The 17,747-nt window shown below is 32.0% G+C and carries 14 protein-coding genes and 1 tRNA gene; 4 read left to right on the plus strand and 11 right to left on the minus strand.

What is annotated here, in order from left to right:
• Window positions 1-8: 8 nt before the first annotated feature.
• From ACSVH5_RS13020 to ACSVH5_RS13045, 6 genes are all read right to left on the minus strand, one after another.
• Window positions 9-2,126 carry an AAA family ATPase gene (locus ACSVH5_RS13020; RefSeq protein ID WP_438061845.1) on the minus strand — a complete coding sequence of 706 codons (2,118 nt, stop codon included), beginning with the start codon at window positions 2,124-2,126 and terminating at the stop codon, window positions 9-11.
• A 133-nt stretch (window positions 2,127-2,259) separates the two neighbouring features.
• Window positions 2,260-2,823, minus strand: coding sequence for an OmpH family outer membrane protein (locus tag ACSVH5_RS13025; protein ID WP_438061846.1), 564 nt, complete (start codon window positions 2,821-2,823; stop codon window positions 2,260-2,262).
• Between the two features lie 244 nt (window positions 2,824-3,067).
• Window positions 3,068-3,916: a class I SAM-dependent methyltransferase gene (locus ACSVH5_RS13030; RefSeq protein ID WP_438061847.1), complete on the minus strand. Its 849-nt coding sequence runs from the start codon at window positions 3,914-3,916 to the stop codon at window positions 3,068-3,070.
• A gap of 110 nt (window positions 3,917-4,026) precedes the next feature.
• Window positions 4,027-5,898 (minus strand): tRNA uridine-5-carboxymethylaminomethyl(34) synthesis enzyme MnmG, encoded by a 1,872-nt coding sequence (gene mnmG, locus ACSVH5_RS13035; protein WP_438061848.1) that lies wholly within the window; start codon window positions 5,896-5,898, stop codon window positions 4,027-4,029.
• Between the two features lie 119 nt (window positions 5,899-6,017).
• The gene (gene ybeY / locus ACSVH5_RS13040; RefSeq protein WP_438061849.1) at window positions 6,018-6,437 is read right to left on the minus strand and encodes an rRNA maturation RNase YbeY; all 420 of its coding nucleotides are present in this window, start codon (window positions 6,435-6,437) and stop codon (window positions 6,018-6,020) included.
• Window positions 6,430-9,723: a hypothetical protein gene (locus ACSVH5_RS13045; protein ID WP_438061850.1), complete on the minus strand. Its 3,294-nt coding sequence runs from the start codon at window positions 9,721-9,723 to the stop codon at window positions 6,430-6,432. The genes ybeY and ACSVH5_RS13045 overlap by 8 nt, the downstream gene beginning before the upstream one ends.
• Before the next feature lie 146 nt (window positions 9,724-9,869).
• Between ACSVH5_RS13045 and gltX the strand changes: the two genes are divergently transcribed.
• Window positions 9,870-11,384, plus strand: a complete 1,515-nt coding sequence (gene gltX, locus ACSVH5_RS13050) for a glutamate--tRNA ligase (protein ID WP_438061851.1) — start codon at window positions 9,870-9,872, stop codon at window positions 11,382-11,384.
• Window positions 11,385-11,473: 89 nt separating this feature from the next.
• Window positions 11,474-12,454, plus strand: a complete 981-nt coding sequence (locus tag ACSVH5_RS13055; protein ID WP_438061852.1) for an SPFH domain-containing protein — start codon at window positions 11,474-11,476, stop codon at window positions 12,452-12,454.
• A gap of 15 nt (window positions 12,455-12,469) precedes the next feature.
• Here ACSVH5_RS13055 and ACSVH5_RS13060 read toward each other — a convergent pair whose 3' ends face one another.
• The 4 genes from ACSVH5_RS13060 to ACSVH5_RS13075 form a co-directional block, all read right to left on the minus strand.
• Entirely contained in the window at window positions 12,470-12,724 is a 255-nt protein-coding gene (locus tag ACSVH5_RS13060; protein ID WP_438061853.1) for a DUF6327 family protein, read from the minus strand.
• Window positions 12,725-12,727: 3 nt separating this feature from the next.
• On the minus strand, window positions 12,728-13,078 hold the full coding sequence (locus ACSVH5_RS13065) for a competence protein (RefSeq protein ID WP_438061854.1): 351 nt from the start codon (window positions 13,076-13,078) through the stop codon (window positions 12,728-12,730).
• 8 nt (window positions 13,079-13,086) lie between these two features.
• Window positions 13,087-13,416: a YtxH domain-containing protein gene (locus ACSVH5_RS13070; RefSeq protein ID WP_438061855.1), complete on the minus strand. Its 330-nt coding sequence runs from the start codon at window positions 13,414-13,416 to the stop codon at window positions 13,087-13,089.
• A 301-nt stretch (window positions 13,417-13,717) separates the two neighbouring features.
• The gene (locus ACSVH5_RS13075; protein WP_438061856.1) at window positions 13,718-15,757 is read right to left on the minus strand and encodes a glutamine--tRNA ligase/YqeY domain fusion protein; all 2,040 of its coding nucleotides are present in this window, start codon (window positions 15,755-15,757) and stop codon (window positions 13,718-13,720) included.
• Between the two features lie 142 nt (window positions 15,758-15,899).
• Between ACSVH5_RS13075 and folB the strand changes: the two genes are divergently transcribed.
• Together folB and ACSVH5_RS13085 are read left to right on the plus strand one after the other, a co-directional pair.
• Window positions 15,900-16,259, plus strand: a complete 360-nt coding sequence (gene folB, locus ACSVH5_RS13080; RefSeq protein ID WP_315170553.1) for a dihydroneopterin aldolase — start codon at window positions 15,900-15,902, stop codon at window positions 16,257-16,259.
• Between the two features lie 96 nt (window positions 16,260-16,355).
• A tRNA-Cys gene (locus ACSVH5_RS13085) sits at window positions 16,356-16,426 on the plus strand.
• Between the two features lie 642 nt (window positions 16,427-17,068).
• Here ACSVH5_RS13085 and ACSVH5_RS13090 read toward each other — a convergent pair.
• Complete coding sequence (locus ACSVH5_RS13090) at window positions 17,069-17,743, minus strand: LysE family translocator (protein ID WP_438061857.1); 675 nt, start codon at window positions 17,741-17,743, stop codon at window positions 17,069-17,071.
• Window positions 17,744-17,747 lie beyond the last annotated feature (4 nt).

Raw genomic sequence — 17,747 nt, forward strand, 5'->3', positions numbered from 1 at the left:
TTCCCGCTTTATTTTTTTTTATGGCTGATAAACTTATTTATGTGCGATAAAATAGTTTCTTTTGTCAACTTTCGAAGTAATGCAATTTCAGTTATGCTTTTATTTTCTAACCACAAAGCATGCGTTGCTTCAACCGAATTTTTCTTTTGTGTATTGCTTCCTTTTTTCTTTGTTGTATTACCTCTAGTAGAAGTCTCCTGTTTCATTAAATGGGCATAATGTTCATTAAAAGCGCTTTTTACTTTATCATTTTTGTGGGAAACGTAATTTTTAATTTCAGGAGAAGATAGCTTTTCCTTTGAAATTGGTTCTCCAGCAACCACAGTGGCAACCAAAAGTTGTGCTTTCATAAGCTTTAAAAGCGCTTTAGATTGTAAGTCTTCTAAATGAGTTAATTCCTCGCAAATACCTTTAGTTTTTTTACTGTGTCGGGCTTCTTCTAATTTCCAAAGCAACTCCTCTAGCAATATATCCATTGGTTTCCAAAAATAAGTATACGCAGCATTAACCCTTTCCAAAATATGATTCAAATCAACGGTTTCAGCAGCAAATAAATTTCTCAAATGAAAAATAAATTTTGATGCAGGCACTACTAGCTGTTCCATCATCTCCGTTTGTTGCTTTGCCCAAATTGCATTTTTAGATTTTAGAGAAACTTTTGTATTCTCACCATAACTGAAATAATGATTGCGCCAATCTTGAGCCAAATCCTTCCAATCGAATGCAGTACACAAATACTCAAGTATAAAATTCTTAGTTTCTAATTGCAAAGCGGATTGCAAATACGTTTCGTTGGCCTTATTTTGGGCATAGTCCATTACATCTTGATTGTTCGAAATACCATTCATTCGTAGCGGAGAAAGCAAAATAAGCCCTTCTAACGAACGTAAACGCGAAAGAGCAACATAGGCTTGCCCTGGCAAAAAAACTTGCGATACATCAAGTGCAGCTTTGTCAAACGTCAATCCTTGACTTTTATGAACCGTAATCGCCCATGCCAATTTGATAGGATACTGTACATAGGTACCCAAAACTTCTTCTTCTATTTCTTTGGTTAAAGGATCAACTTTATAACGAATATTTTGCCATTGATACTTTTCAACTTCGATAGTTTTATTTTCTTCAGGAAAATGCACCCTAATTTCTTTATCGGTTAATGAAGAAATAATACCCATCTTTCCGTTAAAATAGTGTTTATCAAATGACAAATCATTTTTGACAAACATGATTTGGGCACCCTCTTTTAATTCTAATTGAGATTCTAAAGGATAAATTTTCTCAGGAAAATCTCCAGTAATTTCTGGATAAAAGTGAAATAGTTTGCCCTTCAATTCTTTCAAAGAATCTGTATTTATGCAATCTGCTTTACTATTGTGTGTTGTTATACAGATGTAGCCTTTATTGGCTTTAAAATCAAAATTAGGTTGCACATATTGATTTAAAATTTGAATATCTTCTTTCGTAATTTCATTATTGCGCAAATGATTTAAAACCGAAATAAAACGATCATCTGTCTGACGATATATATGAGAGAGCTCAATATACAAGGGAGGATTTTGAAGCAATACTTGCGAATGAAAAAAGAATTTTCCTTGATAATAAGAACTCAAAATACGCCATTCTTCATCTTTAACAACAGGAGGTAATTGTAGTAAATCTCCTATAAATAAAATTTGAACCCCTCCAAAGGGTTTAGAATTTTTACGAACGTTTTGCAACATGAAATCTATGGCGTCTAACAAATCAGCACGCAGCATACTGACTTCATCAATGATAAGCAGCTCCATATTTCGAATCACAGCTTGTTTAAGTCCGCCCATCTTAAAATGGCGTTTTAAAGTAGCTTTAGTTTCAAATTTAGAGTTTTCCAAAAACTGTGGTTCAGAATAATCAGGAATAAAAGCTCCAAAAGGTAATTGAAACATTGAATGTATGGTAACACCATTAGCATTTAGGGCTGCTATTCCTGTAGGTGCTACTACTACAGTATTTTTGTGTGTAGTGTTGATAATTTCTCGTAGTAAAGTGGTTTTCCCAGTACCGGCTTTTCCCGTGAGAAAAACAGATCGATTGGTTTGATTGATAAATTGTAGCGTAAAATTGGCGGCTTGAGATAAAGATTGCATATGGCGTATAAATAAAAAATTAAAATATCAAAAAAAACGAAATCGTAAAAAATAATTTAACAAAAGTAGCAATTATATCCAAAAAAAAACCTTCAATCGCAAGAATGAAGGTTTTTAGAATGCTTAACAGGTATTATTTTTTAGGGGCCGGCTTTTCTTCTTTGGAACCAGCAGCTTTGTATTTTTCATTCAATGCTTTGATAATATCTTTGGTGATATCAAATTTATCTTCTGCATACAAAATTGAAGCAGCATCACCAGTTCCATAAATATAAGCATATCCTTTTTCTTTACCATAGGCTTTAATAAATTTTTTCACACCGCTTACTAAAGAGTCCATCTCTTTACCGCTTTCCATTTGTAATTGCTGCGTTAAAGCTTGTTGAGCATAACCTAATTGTTGCTCTCTTCGTTGCAATTCAGCACCTTTTTTCTGAGCCCATTCTTGACCATTAGCTTGAGCTTGGGCTTGAAAATTAGCTGCCTCTTGTTTGAAACGATTAATCTCAGCTTCTAATTGACGGCCTTTTTCTTGAGCTTGGGCTTTGTATTTGGCTTCAAGATCTTTTGCTTCGGTATATTCTTTCATTAATTCAGAAGTGTCCACATATGCCGTTTTTACTTCTTTTACTTCTGCTTTTTTATCACAAGACACAAACGCAATAGCGATGGCAAGGATAAGTAATGATTTTTTCATTGGTGTTACTTTTATTTTTTATGATTTGAGACAAAAATATAAAAAAATAGTTAGCATCAACAGAAAGTTTCCAAAATGCCCTAATTTTAATTATATCAATTTTTATTATTAAAGGATATTATTCTATAAGAATACTTGATTAAAATTGAATTCAATAGCTTCAAAATGCGAAAACATTTTAAAAAAGACATCTTCTTGGTTGGTCTTGTTCAAAATTAACGCTTAAAACGGCTAAAAATCGTTTTTAAGCGTTTTGGAGTACATAAATGTGTGAGGAATACTCCTTGTTTTGTCTTCCTTTCCAATTTGAACGTAAACCAATAAAAAAAGCTCTTATAAAATTCATTTTTCCTGTTTTGTACTTTTCAGATAATAAACTCACATAGAAAGAATCAAATTTCATTGGTAGAATTTTCTTTAGCGACATGTTTTCTTTTTGAAAAAGCATTTGAATTGATTGTTTAGAAAAATGCCAAAAATGAATGGGTACATCATAAGCTGCCCAAAAATTTTGATAATAAGTAGCGTCAAAAGATTTAAAATTGGGTACTGCAACAATTAATGTCCCTGTTGGCTTTAATAATCGCTTTAATTCTTTAATTTGAAAATCTAAATCAGGTACGTGTTCTAATACATGCCACATCGTGATACAATCAAAACTTTCTGAAGCCAATTGGGTCGTGTCATGTACAAAAGAAATACCCTTACCTTCTGCAATGGTTTTGGCTTTTTGATTGGGTTCAATTCCAATAGTTTTCCAACCATCTTTTTGAGCCACTAACAAAAAATCTCCAGTCCCAGCACCAATATCCAAAAGTTGCCCTTTTGAAGATTGTTCGGTATTGATCAATTGCAATTTATTTTTTAAAGCAATTCCTTTTACGAAATGATAGGCTCTTTCAAACAAACTCCTTTTCGAATCTGTATGAGAAATATAATCTACACTTTCATAATACTTCCCTAAATTTTCTAAACTAGGCTGTGGCTGTGTGATCAACATGTCCAAAGCTTCGTCGTGATACAAATCGAATACTTCTTGAGAAACGGAATAATCTTTTACGGTAAGAAAATGTTTTTTTGATACTATAGTCATGAGTAGGTGGGTTTAATAAAAAACTATTGCTCTTTAAGAGCAATAGTGATATACTATAAAATTTGGTTTCACGTGGAACAAAACACACATCGATTAAAGGCAATACAGGTTTAACGTCCCATATAAATCAAAAGTACTGAAATATCACTTGGCGACACACCACTAATACGTGAAGCTTGCGAAATAGTAACTGGACGTATTTTTTCTAATTTCTGCCTTGCTTCAATAGACATGGATTTAATCTTCGAATAATCGAAATTTTCAGGAATCTTTACTTCTTCTAGACGAGAAAGTTTATCTGCGTTATTTCTTTCCTTCTCTATATATCCAGAATACTTAACCTGAATTTCTGCTTGTTCTAAAATTTCTTGATCTAAATTATTGTGTTCAATATAGGATTTAACTTTTTCAAATTTCAAAATATCTTCTAACTCTATTTGGGGGCGAGAGAAAATTTTAAACATTTTATCTCCTTGAGAAATCAATGCGGATTCTTTAGCTTCTAAAATTGGGTTAGTTTCTGCAACGGTTACGCTTGTTTCTTTAAAAAAAGCAACCATTTTTTCAGATTCATTTAATTTATGTTCCATTCGACGCAAACGCTTTTCTGAAGCCAAACCAATTTCAAACGACAAAGGTGTCAACCTAAAATCTGCATTATCTTGACGAAGTAACGTTCTGTACTCCGCACGAGACGTAAACATACGATAAGGTTCCTCAGTACCTTTGGTAATTAAGTCGTCAATAAGCACCCCAATATAGGCTTCATCACGTTTCAAAATTAAAGGCGCTTTTTCATTAATTTTCAAATGCGCATTGATACCAGCCATCAATCCTTGCGAAGCAGCTTCTTCATAACCAGTAGTACCATTAATTTGACCTGCGAAATACAAACCGTCAATTAATTTTGTTTCTAAAGTATGTTTTAATTGCGTGGGTGGAAAATAATCATACTCGATAGCATAACCTGGTCTAAAGAATTTCACATTTTCAAAACCAGCAACAGAACGTAAGGCTTTAAATTGGATGTCTTCTGGTAAAGAGGTAGAAAAACCATTAACATATACTTCACAAGTATGCCACCCTTCTGGTTCAATGAAAAGTTGGTGTCTCTCTTTATCAGCAAAGCGATTGATTTTGTCTTCAATGGATGGACAATAACGTGGACCTAAACTTTTAATTCTTCCATTAAACATAGGAGAACGATCAAATCCTTCTCTTAAAATAGCATGCACCTCATTTGAGGTATACGTCATATAACAAGAGCGTTGGTTTACAAGAGGCGCAGTTTCGTCTGAATAAGAAAATTTATCTGGACGCGCATCACCTTTCTCTTCATTCATCTTGGAATAGTTCAAAGAACGACCATCTACTCTTGGCGGTGTTCCTGTTTTCATACGCCCAGACTCAAAACCTACTTTAACTAAATCCTCAGTGATTCCATAAGCAGCACTCTCCCCTGCTCTACCTCCGCCAAATTGTTTTTCACCAATATGAATCAATCCGTTCAAAAAAGTGCCATTGGTTAAAACCACAGCTTTAGAACGAATTTCAACACCTAATGAAGTTTTAATCCCTTTAATCTTACCCGCTTCAATTATTAATCCACTAACCATTTCTTGATAAAAATCAAGATTAGGAGTACGCTCCAACATCAATCGCCATTCTTCTGCAAAACGCATACGATCACTTTGAACTCGTGGCGACCACATAGCTGGACCTTTTGATTTATTCAACATTTTGAACTGAATTGCTGTCTTGTCAGAAACAATACCAGAGTAGCCTCCCAACGCATCTATCTCCCGGACAATTTGTCCTTTGGCAATTCCACCCATAGCAGGATTACAAGACATTTGGGCAATATTTTGAAGACTCATGGTCACCAAAAGCGTTTTGGAACCCAAATTTGCAGCAGCAGCAGCGGCTTCAGAACCAGCATGTCCAGCACCAACAACAATTACATCGTACTCGTTTAAAAACATAATAGTAAAATTAAAATCTAAAAATGTTCCACGTGAAACGAAAACAAAAGGTTTCACGTGGAACACTTAAAAAATATATTTAAATTTTGTTTCAAATAAAACAAAACAAACTCAACCGGCTACTGTTCCACGTGAAACAGTTTAATTTTTTCATCTTCTTTTTGACGCATTACTAATTCATCTTCTTCTGACTTGTCTTTATAACCACAATAATGAAGAATACCATGAACCATCACACGTTTTAATTCTTCTCCAAAAGGAACGTTAAAATCTAAAGCGTTATCTCGAACACGTTCAATAGAAATAAATATGTCTCCATTCAATTCATTTCCTAGACTATAATCAAAACTTATAATGTCTGTCAAAGTATCATGATCTAAATACTCAACATTGATATTATGCAAGTACTCATCATCACAAAAAATATAAGTAATCTCACCTTCTTTTTTGTTTTCGGAGACAATCACTCTTGACAACCATTTAGAATAAGCTGACTCATTATCTAAAATAAAATCCGTTTCAAAATTAAAATCAATCATTCTTATTAAAATATTCTTGAACCTTTTGGTTAAAATTGGAACGCAAAGGTAGTGATTGTCTGTTTAATATTTCTATACTATTTATATATTGAAGTAAGTTAGCCGGCAACTGTTTAGTTGGATTTGAAAAAGACTTAAGATTAGTCTCAGATTGACGTTTTGAATCTTGTCCTTGCTGTTGTAATGCAGTTTCAAGTTTTAATAATTCATGGTTTAAATTGAGGACTCTTTGCAGTACTTCATTCTTAAAACCTTTATTTAAGAGTTGTTTTTCAACTTGTTTCATTTGTTCTAAAGCAGCATTTCCTTTGCTATTCATCCCTACTCTATTCAACTCATTCTGCAATGCATCTCGTAATTGTTGCTGCTCTTTATAAATCTCCATAATGGCTTTAGCATCTCCTTCACCATTAGTACCATCGTCATCTTGACTTTCATTCTTACTACTTTTTTGACCAGAAGAACCATCACTAGAACTCTTTCCTTCACCCTTCATTTGTTGTCTCATTTTTTCACCTATGCCTTTTTGTTTTGAAATAATATCTGGTAATTGCATGCCTTTACCCTGCCCAGGTTTTGGGTTACCACCACTCTTACCCGATAAATCCATCTGCATATTATGTAAAGCCTCGCTTAAAAAATCAGCCAATTTGTTAGCAGAAGCCACACTGAATTGCTGATGAGAAACACCTCTTGAAACAATACCATTACCTAATTTATCAATGGCATTATCAACATTGTACTGAACATTACCTAACTCTTTAGTAACTTCTTCAGCAATTTTAGGATTGCGGAGAGACATAGCAAACAAAGAATCATCAATATGTTTAAATTGTAGTTTTAAATTTTGTTGTATTTTTAAATTCTTGTTGTATGACGAGGAACCTACTTTTGTGGATGTAAAAGATTTCATAAGGTCTTCTTGTGAATTGGAAAAAGACAATAAATTATCAAGTACTTGACGTAACATTTTAATGTCTTCTTGTAATTGTTCTTGTTCACCAGTAGCCATTGCATCTTTCAATTGAGTACTCATTTTCTTCATATTTTGAGCTGCATTCTTTTGAGAGTTTTGCGCTTTAGAAGTACTATTTTTATTCAATTGTTCTTTAGCAATCTCTAAATCTTGTTTGATGTTTTGTTCTAATTCTTTAGTGTTTGGAATATCCATAGGAGATTTGAGACTCCTATTTTCATTTAAAACATCTTTTAATTGTTGTTCTAAAGCATTAAAATCTTTATTGATTTTATCTTGACGATCAGCATTATTATCTTTATCTGTAGCTAATTTATTCTGTTCGTTAGATAACTTATCAAGTTTGTCAGCAATTTGGTTCGCCTTTTTATCAACATAATAACGCTTCGTAAGTTCAACCAATTGCTCTAATGTCTTGACTTGATTTTTGTTGAATTGTTTAAATTGTTGCAACTTTTCCTGAAGTTCCTCATTATTCAATTTGTCATTTAACTCCTTAAGATCCTCCAACAATTGCTTGTTTTTATCAATAGATTCGGTAACTTTATCTAATCTTTTTTCTAATGTTTCACTAATTTTATCTTTATCATTAGCATTTTCTTTGTTTAAATTTTCTTTGATTTTTTCTGAAAAAGATTTCATTAATTGATCTTGTTGCTCTTGTTTTTTAATAAAATCAGTTACCATTTGTTGGTCCTTAAACTCGAGATCTTTCTTCTCTTTAGAAACTTTATTTAACTTTTCTAGTTCAGAAAACTGTTTAGCTTGTTTTTGCAAAGCCTTTTCTAAACTATTTAAATTGGAATTTTGTTGTTCGATAATAGCATCCTCCTTCTCTGATTGAGTACTAACGCGATTACTAAAAATTATGGAACGGGATCTTTTAAATTGATGAATAGCATCATTATCAAAGACCTCAAAGTAGAAATCGTAAGGAATACCTTCTTTAACAGCTAAATTACCAGGGAAAGAAAATACAAATTGATCGAAAACACCAGCATTCGTATTTAATGTTCCACGTTTGGCAGTAGTAGGTTTTCCTTTTTCATAGTAAACTATTTGGAGTTTTGAAAAACCATAATCATCCGCAATTTTTCCTAAAAAGAAACTTTTATCAACCTTAAGACTATCAGGAGCTTGTACAACATCTATAGAAGGATATTGATCCTTAATAATAGCTAATTGGTACTGTAGTTTTTCGAAATTTTTAAGATTTTTATTAGATGTAATAACTTGATAATCTGTATTTTGATTAATTTTTTTTGATAAAACAAAAGCATTATCAACAGTAAGAAACTGTGTAGTAACTTGACCTGAATTATAAAGTATAGATTCTGTTGAAGAACCAACAATTTTCCAACGAACAACAGTCCCTTCAGGAATAACAGCATTTCCAGTACCCTTAATTACTTCGGTTTTCCTTTTTAAATAACTTGGAAAACTAAGTTGCATTTGAAAACTAGAAATTGATGGAACATTAATTACATTCAACTCATAATCTTGTGAAACGACAGAATTGGCCTCTAGATGAAAGACAACAGATTCAGATGGTGATGCAATTTTATATTGAAATACACCAGAACCAATATTTTCCATAAAATAACTTTCATCACCAATGAAAACAAGTATGTTTTCAGGTAATACAGTTCCTACAGCTTTAACTTTTAAAACAAAATCTGTATTCTGCTGTACAACTAAGCTAGGGTTTTCTATTACCAAACTAAATGGTGCTGGTTTTACAAAAGATGCCTTATAATGAATAACACGATTTAAACTTTGAGAAATGATGCTACTATTTCCAGAAATAAAAAAAAGTAAAAGAAAAAATAGTGGAATTAATGCAATGGGCAAATACCGCTTATTTTCACCAAAATTAATTGCTCTTCCAAAAGGAATGGGTGCTAAATTTTGAGATTTTTGTTCAATGGATGCGTACAAAAGTTCTGAATTAGCATCTGAATTTTGCGATAATTGAAGAAAATTAAGCAATTTATCACTCACTTCTGGAAAATGACTACCAATAATCTTGGATGCTACAAGGTAAGAAATACCTTCTTTCAACTTAAAAAGTTTAAAGATTGGAAAAGCAATAAAACGGGTCAGTAAATAAAATTCAACAAGAATAAAAGTCCAAAACAAAAAAGTTCTAGCCGCTGGTTGCAACCATAAAAAATACTCAATAAAAAGAGTAAATAAGAAATACAAGAGACCAAAACCAATGAATAATAACGTTCCACGTAATAGCTCATTAGTATAAAATTTCTTTACAAACGCTTCTAATTTCTGATATATGATTGTCGATGTATTCACAATGAATAAAATTGATGATATAACCCATAAAAGTACAATTTTATATGATTTATAAAATTAAAAAAAGAATGAAAAGCTTGGTTAGCAACACCAGTAAAACCATAAAGGAGACTAAAATCGTATATTTGCAAAAAAATATTGAGAAAATGTCAAAACCAGTACGCGTGCGGTTTGCACCAAGTCCAACAGGACCATTACATATAGGTGGGGTAAGAACAGCCCTTTTTAACTACTTATTTGCAAAAAAAAATAAGGGAACTTTCTATTTGAGAATAGAAGATACAGATCAAACACGTTTTGTTGAAGGTGCGGAAGAATATATAATGGAAGCACTTGAATGGTTAGGAATTGCGCCAGAAGAAACCGTTGGAAAAAATGAAAAATTTGGACCCTACAGACAAAGCGAAAGAAAAGAACTATACAAACAATATGCTGATCAATTAATTGCAACAGGTAATGCCTATTATGCATTTGATACTGCAGAAGCATTAGATACGATAAGAAAACAGTACGAAGCTGAAGGTAAAACATTTATATACAATCATACTATTCGTGAAAAACTAGATACCTCTCTAGTACTATCAAAAGAAGAAACAGCAAAAAGAATAGCTAACAAAGAAGATTTCGTTATACGTTTTAAAACGCCTATAAATGAAACATTACATCTAAAAGATAGTATTCGCGGGGATGTAAAATTTGAAACTAGCTTATTAGACGATAAAGTACTTTTTAAAAGTGATGGAATGCCAACGTATCATTTAGCAAACATTGTAGATGATCATTTAATGGAAACGTCACACGTAATTAGAGGTGAAGAATGGTTACCATCAATGCCGTTACACGTAATGCTGTATCGTGCCTTTGGTTGGGATGCTCCAGAATTTGCTCATTTGCCTTTAATCCTAAAACCAATTGGAAATGGTAAATTATCTAAAAGAGATGGTGATAAAATGGGATTTCCAGTGTTTCCATTAGAATGGAAAACGGAAGAAGGTATCTCATCAGGATACAGAGAAAAAGGATTTTTCCCAGAAGCTGTTGTAAACTTTTTGGCTTTGTTAGGATGGAATGATGGAACCGAAAAAGAACTATTTAGTTTAGAGGAATTAGCTCAAACATTTGATTTAAAAAGAGTACATAAAGCTGGTGCAAAATTTGATCCTGAGAAAAACAAATGGTTCAATCACCAATATTTGATACAAAAATCTGATGAAGAATTAGCCAAACAATTCCAACTAATTGTTGCTGAAAATACAGGAAAAATTGAAGCAATAGCAATCGATAAATTGACTAAAATTGTTTCTTTAATCAAAGAAAGAGCTCATTTTGTAAATGAATTTTGGGATTTAAGTGTTTTCTTTTTTGAAGCCCCTACCCAATATGACGAAAAAGCAGCTAAAAATTGGAAAGAAGAAACACCAGGATTAATGCTTGAATTAATAAAAATCTTGGAAAATATTACAGATTTCACATCCAATTCAATCGAAACAATTGTAAAAAGTTGGATGACTGAAAATGAAATTGGAATGGGGAAAATTATGCAACCTTTCCGATTATGTTTAGTTGGTGCATTAAAAGGTCCTCACCTATTTGATATAGTAGAACTCATTGGAAAAGAGGAAACAATAAAAAGAATACAAAAAGCCATAACAACTTTGTAAAAGATAGCTCTCCAAATGGAGAGCTATTTTTTTTGTAACATTAAAAGTATTCTTACGTATAAACAGTAACTAATCTTAAAAAAAGAATTATGAATCCTATTTTAATTGTGTTACTAGTCTTCGGATTATTAATTTTATTGTCTTCCTTCTTTACTGTAAAACAACAAACAGCAGTAGTTATTGAACGTTTTGGAAAATTTACAAGCATTAGAAACTCTGGTTTACAACTCAAAATTCCAATTATAGACAGAGTTGCGGGAAGAGTAAATCTTAGAATTCAACAACTTGATGTACTTATTGAAACCAAAACAAAGGATAACGTTTTTATCAAAATGAAAGTTTCGGTACAGTTCAAAGTAATTCAAGATAAGGTCTATGAAGCATTTTATAAACTAGAATTTCCACACGATCAAATTACAGCTTATGTGTTTGATGTAGTTCGTGCAGAAGTACCAAAATTAATATTAGACGATGTTTTCGTAAGAAAAGATGATATTGCCATAGCAGTAAAAAGAGAATTGAACGAAGCTATGACTACTTACGGATACGATATTATCAACACTTTAGTTACTGATATTGATCCTGATATTCAGGTAAAAAATGCAATGAACAGAATTAATGCTGCCGATAGAGAAAAAACAGCAGCAGAATTTGAATCAGAAGCACAAAGAATACGAATTGTAGCAAAAGCAAAAGCAGAAGCAGAAAGCAAGAAATTGCAAGGACAAGGTATAGCAGATCAAAGAAGAGAAATTGCTCGTGGACTTGTAGAAAGTGTCGAGGTTTTAAACAATGTTGGTATTAATTCTCAAGAAGCATCGGCCTTAATTGTTGTTACACAACACTATGATACCTTACAAGCCATTGGTGCAGATGCTAATTCTAACTTAATATTATTACCAAACTCTCCACAAGCCGGAAGTGATATGTTGAATAATATGATTGCCTCCTTCTCTGCTTCGAGTCAAGTAGGACAAATGATGAAAAAAACGGAACGCGTTAAACCAAAAGAAGTTGCAAAACCGCAAGCACCTGAAGAAAATCAAGAAACAAATTCAGAAGAAGTATAATCAAAAAAAAGAGGCTTAATTGCCTCTTTTTCTATTAATAAACCAACCAATAATGTAAGGAAGGGCTGTTTGTATGATTTGTACGTAATTATTTGAAATAGTTGATTTAAAAGAACCTAAATAACTATTGATAATATTTTGAGGTTCAAAACTTTCTTTAGTCTTTTGAATACTAAGAAGTAATTTTTGATAATGAATTTCTTTTTCCAATTTCAAAATTTCTAAATCACGATCAATCTCTGCATAAGATGCATATTTTTTTGGCTCCATAATTTAATCGTTAAAAAAGATTTCTGAAAACTTCTCTAAAATTGGTCCTTCAACAATTTTATCTTTAATCATAAAGATTCCAAAAGTAAGTAAAAGATAAAAAGAACCTACAGCTAAAAAACCTAAAGCATTACTATCTAAATAAGTACCAATTGCTAAAGCGGCTGCAATAGAACAAAACAGCAAAACCATAGAGAAACAAAGTAGTAATAAAGAAAACTTCAAAATCATGGTAGTAGACTTCATAGTTACTTTGAAACCCCAAAGTTTATAGTAAGCTGCATTGCTTTCTATATAAGCCTGAAATTGTTCCTGAATATCTTCCGTTTTTTCTTTTAGATCGTCTAAAGCCATACTATAAATTATTTTTGAAATTTAGCATTCTTTACTTTTAAAGCCGCCAATTTTTCTTCTAGTAAGGTAATTAAGTCTTCCGTTTTATGACTTGCATTAGAAACAAAATTTTCGAAATTTTCATCGAAATTATCTTTTGTTAAAAAAGCCTTTTCAATCAGTTTTTCAGAAACCTCAGAAAATTTTTCATTTAAATTATCTTTAGCTTCATCAACTCCTTCACGAATTTTTCTTCGTGTATTAATTCCTTTGTCGGGAGCAAATAAAATTCCAATGCCTGCTCCAATAGCAGCTCCTGTTAAAAGTGCTAAAATGGTATTTCCAGTGTTACTTGCCATGATACTTAAAAATTAGCGTTATTAATTATAAAGATACTACTTTATTAACAAAACAAAGTTAACAACACAAAAAACTATTAAAAAAGACCATTAAAACTAATATAAAGCCTTTATTTTGAAGAAAATTTAAAAGATATAAATTGAGTCGGAGAAACAAAAAAATTGTCTTAAAATCAATTTATGAAAGTCATTTTTAATAATTAAAAATAATAAAATTTTAATATATAATAGAAATTAATAATAATAAAAAAGCATCCCGATAAAGGATGCTTTTGATAAGAAAAATTGATGATAGAAAAAATTAAATCAAAGTTTGAAATTGATCCAAATGAATAGCATCATTTTTTATGTTTTCAATGACAAGCTCACGAACTAAAGTCGATTGACTTTTTAAGGACATGGTATATAATTTTTGTAAAGAATCAGAAGCAATATCTTTAGATGAAATTTTATTTGAATATTTGAGAATTAAATTTGAAAACAATAAAGCATTATTATCATTTTTAATATTCTTGCTGACTGTTTGCGTCAATAAACTATAATTGTCGATACTTTCGATATTACCAACAATTGAAGTTAATAAAGTTGAAGCTAGGTTTGCATCTTTTTCTTTAACGTATTTATTGATTTCTTTTTGCGTATTCATTAAAAGATTCGCTTCTTTCTTGTCTTTCTCTTCCCAAGCATCTTTCAAACCAACTGTTTTGTTAAATACTAATTTTGAAGCAGTTGTATCTTTATCCACAGCAAAATAACCTAATCTTTGAAATTGATAATGCGTACCAGAAACCGCTTCCTGTAAACTTGGTTCTACATAACCAGTTACAATTTGCAAGGATGATGGATTTACAAATTCTAAGAAACTTTTCTCTTTATAACTATCAGGTGCTTCATCTGTAAATAAGCGGTCATACAAACGAACTTCTGCTTCAATAGCGTGATTAATAGCAACCCAATGAAGCGTTCCAGCTACTTTACGTTTACTGGCTTCACTCCCACTTCCACTCAAAGAATCGGTGTCATAAGTGACGTGAATTTCTTTAATAGAACCGTCGGAATTCTTTACAACAGACTCACCCTTAATAATATAACCGTTTTTCAAACGTACTTCATTACCAATACTTAATCTAAAAAATTTGGCTGGAGCTACTTCAAGAAAATCTTCTTTTTCAATGTATAATTCGCGTGAGAAAGGCACTTTTCTAAAACCAGCAGTTTCATCTTCTTGATTATTTTCGGCGTCTAACCACTCTACTTTGTCTTCTGGATAATTGGTAATAACCAATTTTACAGGATCCAAAACAGCCATAACTCTAGGTGCTTTTTTATTCAAATCTTCACGTAAGCAGAAGTCTAACAAAGAGATATCAATGATATTTTCTCGCTTAGCAACACCAATAGTTTCACAAAATTTACGAATAGCGGCTGCTGTATACCCTCGTCTACGCAATCCTGAAATAGTAGGCATTCTTGGATCATCCCAACCATTAACAACTTTATCTTGAACCAATTGTAATAATTTTCGTTTGCTCATAACGGTATAATTCAAGTTCAAACGAGCAAATTCATATTGATGCGGTCTAACTTTATTGGTATCATAAATTTGATCCAAAAACCAGTCATACAATTCGCGATGCATTACAAATTCTAAAGTACAAATAGAGTGAGAAATTTGTTCCAAATAATCGCTTTCACCGTGAGCATAATCATACATTGGGTAAATATTCCACTCATTACCTGTACGATGATGATGGCGATGTAAAATTCTGTACATCAATGGATCACGCATCAACATATTTGAAGAAGCCATATCAATTTTGGCTCTCAAAACATGGCTTCCTTCTGGAAAATCACCATTTTTCATGCCTTCAAATAACTGAAGATTTTCTTCAATCGTACGATTTCTATAAGGTCCATCAACACCAGGTTGAGTAGGCGTTCCTTTTTGAGCAGCCATTTCTTCTGAAGTTTGGCTATCTACATAAGCTTTTCCTTTCTTTATCAAAAGAATAGCCCAATCATACAATTGCTGAAAATAATCCGAAGAATACAATTCTTCCGACCAATTAAAACCTAACCATTTTACATCTTCTTTGATAGCATCTACGTATTCTTGCTCTTCTTTTGCAGGATTCGTATCATCAAATCGAAGATTAACTGGGGCATTATATTTTAAACCTAAACCAAAATTTAGACAAATAGATTTGGCATGGCCAATGTGTAAATAACCATTAGGTTCGGGTGGAAAACGGAAGCGTAATTGCTCTTTAGGAAAACCATTAGCAATACTATCTTCAATGATTTGTTCTATAAAATGAAGTGATTTTTCTTCTGCAGCCATTATATTGAAATTTGAACGGCAAAGTTATCAAAATTGTTGAGGAATCTAAGTATAATAGGGTTCTTTATTTATTTATTCCATTAAAAAAACAAAAGAATTTGTACTTTTAACGCAAGAAAAAAATACTTTATTTCATCAAATAATGGGCAAAATTAAACTAAAAAATATACGCACCTTTTCTTATCACGGTTGTCTAATTGAAGAATCAAAAATAGGTTCGGATTACCGAGTTGATTTAGAAATTGAAACCGATTTAACACAATCTGCGCTATCAGACAAATTAAATGATACCGTAGATTATGTATTATTGAACCGAATTGTGGTGGAAGAAATGGCAATTAGAGCGGAATTATTAGAAAATGTAGCTCATAGAATCATTGTTCGCGCTATGAATGAAGCTCCAACTATCACAAAAATTGAGGTTGAAGTTTCAAAAATAAATCCTCCTATTGGTGGTGATGTAGAAGCGGTTACCATTATTATGAGTAAAACACGAGAATAATTAAAGAGTGTAAGAAAAAAGCATTCTCATTTAATTTGGAATTTGAAATTTGCATTTTGGAATTTTTATAGTACATTTGCAATCCGTTTAAATAATGGCGTCGTGGCCGAGCGGCTAGGCTGGGCTCTGCAAAAGCTCCTACTCCGGTTCGAATCCGGACGATGCCTCTGGAACCTTCAAGGAAACTTGGAGGTTTTTTTATGGATAATTTTTAAGAAAAATTAGATAAAGAAAGGTTCGAATCCGGACGATGCCTCTGGAACCTTCAAGGACACGAACAAAGTGAATTGGCGAAGCAAACTTGGAGGTTTTTTTTATGAATAATTTTTAAGAAAAATTAGTTAAAGAAAGGTTCGAATCCGGACGATGCCTCTGGAACCTTCAAGGACACGAACAAAGTGAATTGGCGAAGCAAACTTGGAGGTTTTTTTTATGGATAATTTTTAAGAAAAATTAAATAAAGAAAGGTTCGAATCCGAACGATGACTTTAATCCCTTCAAAGACACGAACAAAGTGAATTGGCGAAGCAAACTTGGAGGTTTTTTTTATGAATAATTTTTAAGAAAAATTAGATAAAGAAAGGTTCGAATCCGAACGATGACTTTAATCCCTTCAAGGACACGAACAAAGTGAATTGGCGAAGCAAACTTGGAGGTTTTTTTATGGATAATTTTTAAGAAAAATTAAATAAAGAAAGGTTCGAATCCGGAGAATCACACAAATCGTTATTTTAAAAAAGGTTAAGTTTAAACAAAAAAGCTTCTGAAATTCAGAAGCTTTTTATCTTTTTTTTGAATAGGAATGGCTCCTATTCTATCTTTTCTAAGGCATTTTTTACCATTTCTTTTTTACCTGGAAAAAGGCCTTGCACAATTAAAACGGTTCCAAAAATCATCAAAACTACAGCAATTCCTTTTTTAATTTTATGAATGTTTGTTGGGGTCATTTTGGATTTTAATTTTTTAGCTAAAACAATTTTAATACAATCGATTAACAGATAAGAAAGGATAACGGATGTAAAAAAAGTGAGCATCCTAGAGGTTTGCATGTCCATTTTGGGACCAACAGAAATGATAACAGCTAACCAAAAACCCAACACACCAATATTGATAATATTCAGAAAAAAACCTTTAATAAATAAACTTCCGTAGTTCTTCTTAACGATTTCATCTTGTAAAATTTCTTCTGGAGATTTCTCGGTATTTCGCAATTTTATAAAAGAAATTACACCATAAGCCAACATGACAATTCCACCAAAAATAAATAAAGAAGGTTCGTCTTTAAGGCTAGTGATTAAACGATAACTACCTAAATAAGCGATTAAAATAAACACTATATCTCCAAAAATAACACCTAAATCAAATACCATAGCAGCTCTAAATCCCTTACTAATACTAGTTTCTAGTAAAATAAAGAATACTGGACCAATCATAAAACTTAAAAAAATCCCCCAAGGAATTCCAGCTATAATATCATTTATCATTTAA

This window comes from Flavobacterium sp. RSSA_27 (genome assembly GCF_051547125.1).
Classification (GTDB): domain Bacteria; phylum Bacteroidota; class Bacteroidia; order Flavobacteriales; family Flavobacteriaceae; genus Flavobacterium.

Bases quoted from the DNA above. Each gene is read 5' to 3' on its own strand.
- ACSVH5_RS13055 (WP_438061852.1), top strand. From the start codon at position 11,474: ATGAATCCTATTTTAATTGTGTTACTAGTCTTCGGATTATTAATTTTA.
- ACSVH5_RS13065 (WP_438061854.1), bottom strand. From the start codon at position 13,078: ATGGCTTTAGACGATCTAAAAGAAAAAACGGAAGATATTCAGGAACAA.
- ACSVH5_RS13020 (WP_438061845.1), bottom strand. From the start codon at position 2,126: ATGCAATCTTTATCTCAAGCCGCCAATTTTACGCTACAATTTATCAAT.
- ACSVH5_RS13070 (WP_438061855.1), bottom strand. From the start codon at position 13,416: ATGGCAAGTAACACTGGAAATACCATTTTAGCACTTTTAACAGGAGCT.
- ACSVH5_RS13060 (WP_438061853.1), bottom strand. From the start codon at position 12,724: ATGGAGCCAAAAAAATATGCATCTTATGCAGAGATTGATCGTGATTTA.
- folB (WP_315170553.1), top strand. From the start codon at position 15,900: ATGGGCAAAATTAAACTAAAAAATATACGCACCTTTTCTTATCACGGT.
- mnmG (WP_438061848.1), bottom strand. From the start codon at position 5,898: ATGTTTTTAAACGAGTACGATGTAATTGTTGTTGGTGCTGGACATGCT.
- ACSVH5_RS13030 (WP_438061847.1), bottom strand. From the start codon at position 3,916: ATGACTATAGTATCAAAAAAACATTTTCTTACCGTAAAAGATTATTCC.
- ACSVH5_RS13075 (WP_438061856.1), bottom strand. From the start codon at position 15,757: ATGGCTGCAGAAGAAAAATCACTTCATTTTATAGAACAAATCATTGAA.
- ACSVH5_RS13090 (WP_438061857.1), bottom strand. From the start codon at position 17,743: ATGATAAATGATATTATAGCTGGAATTCCTTGGGGGATTTTTTTAAGT.
- ybeY (WP_438061849.1), bottom strand. From the start codon at position 6,437: ATGATTGATTTTAATTTTGAAACGGATTTTATTTTAGATAATGAGTCA.
- ACSVH5_RS13025 (WP_438061846.1), bottom strand. From the start codon at position 2,823: ATGAAAAAATCATTACTTATCCTTGCCATCGCTATTGCGTTTGTGTCT.
- gltX (WP_438061851.1), top strand. From the start codon at position 9,870: ATGTCAAAACCAGTACGCGTGCGGTTTGCACCAAGTCCAACAGGACCA.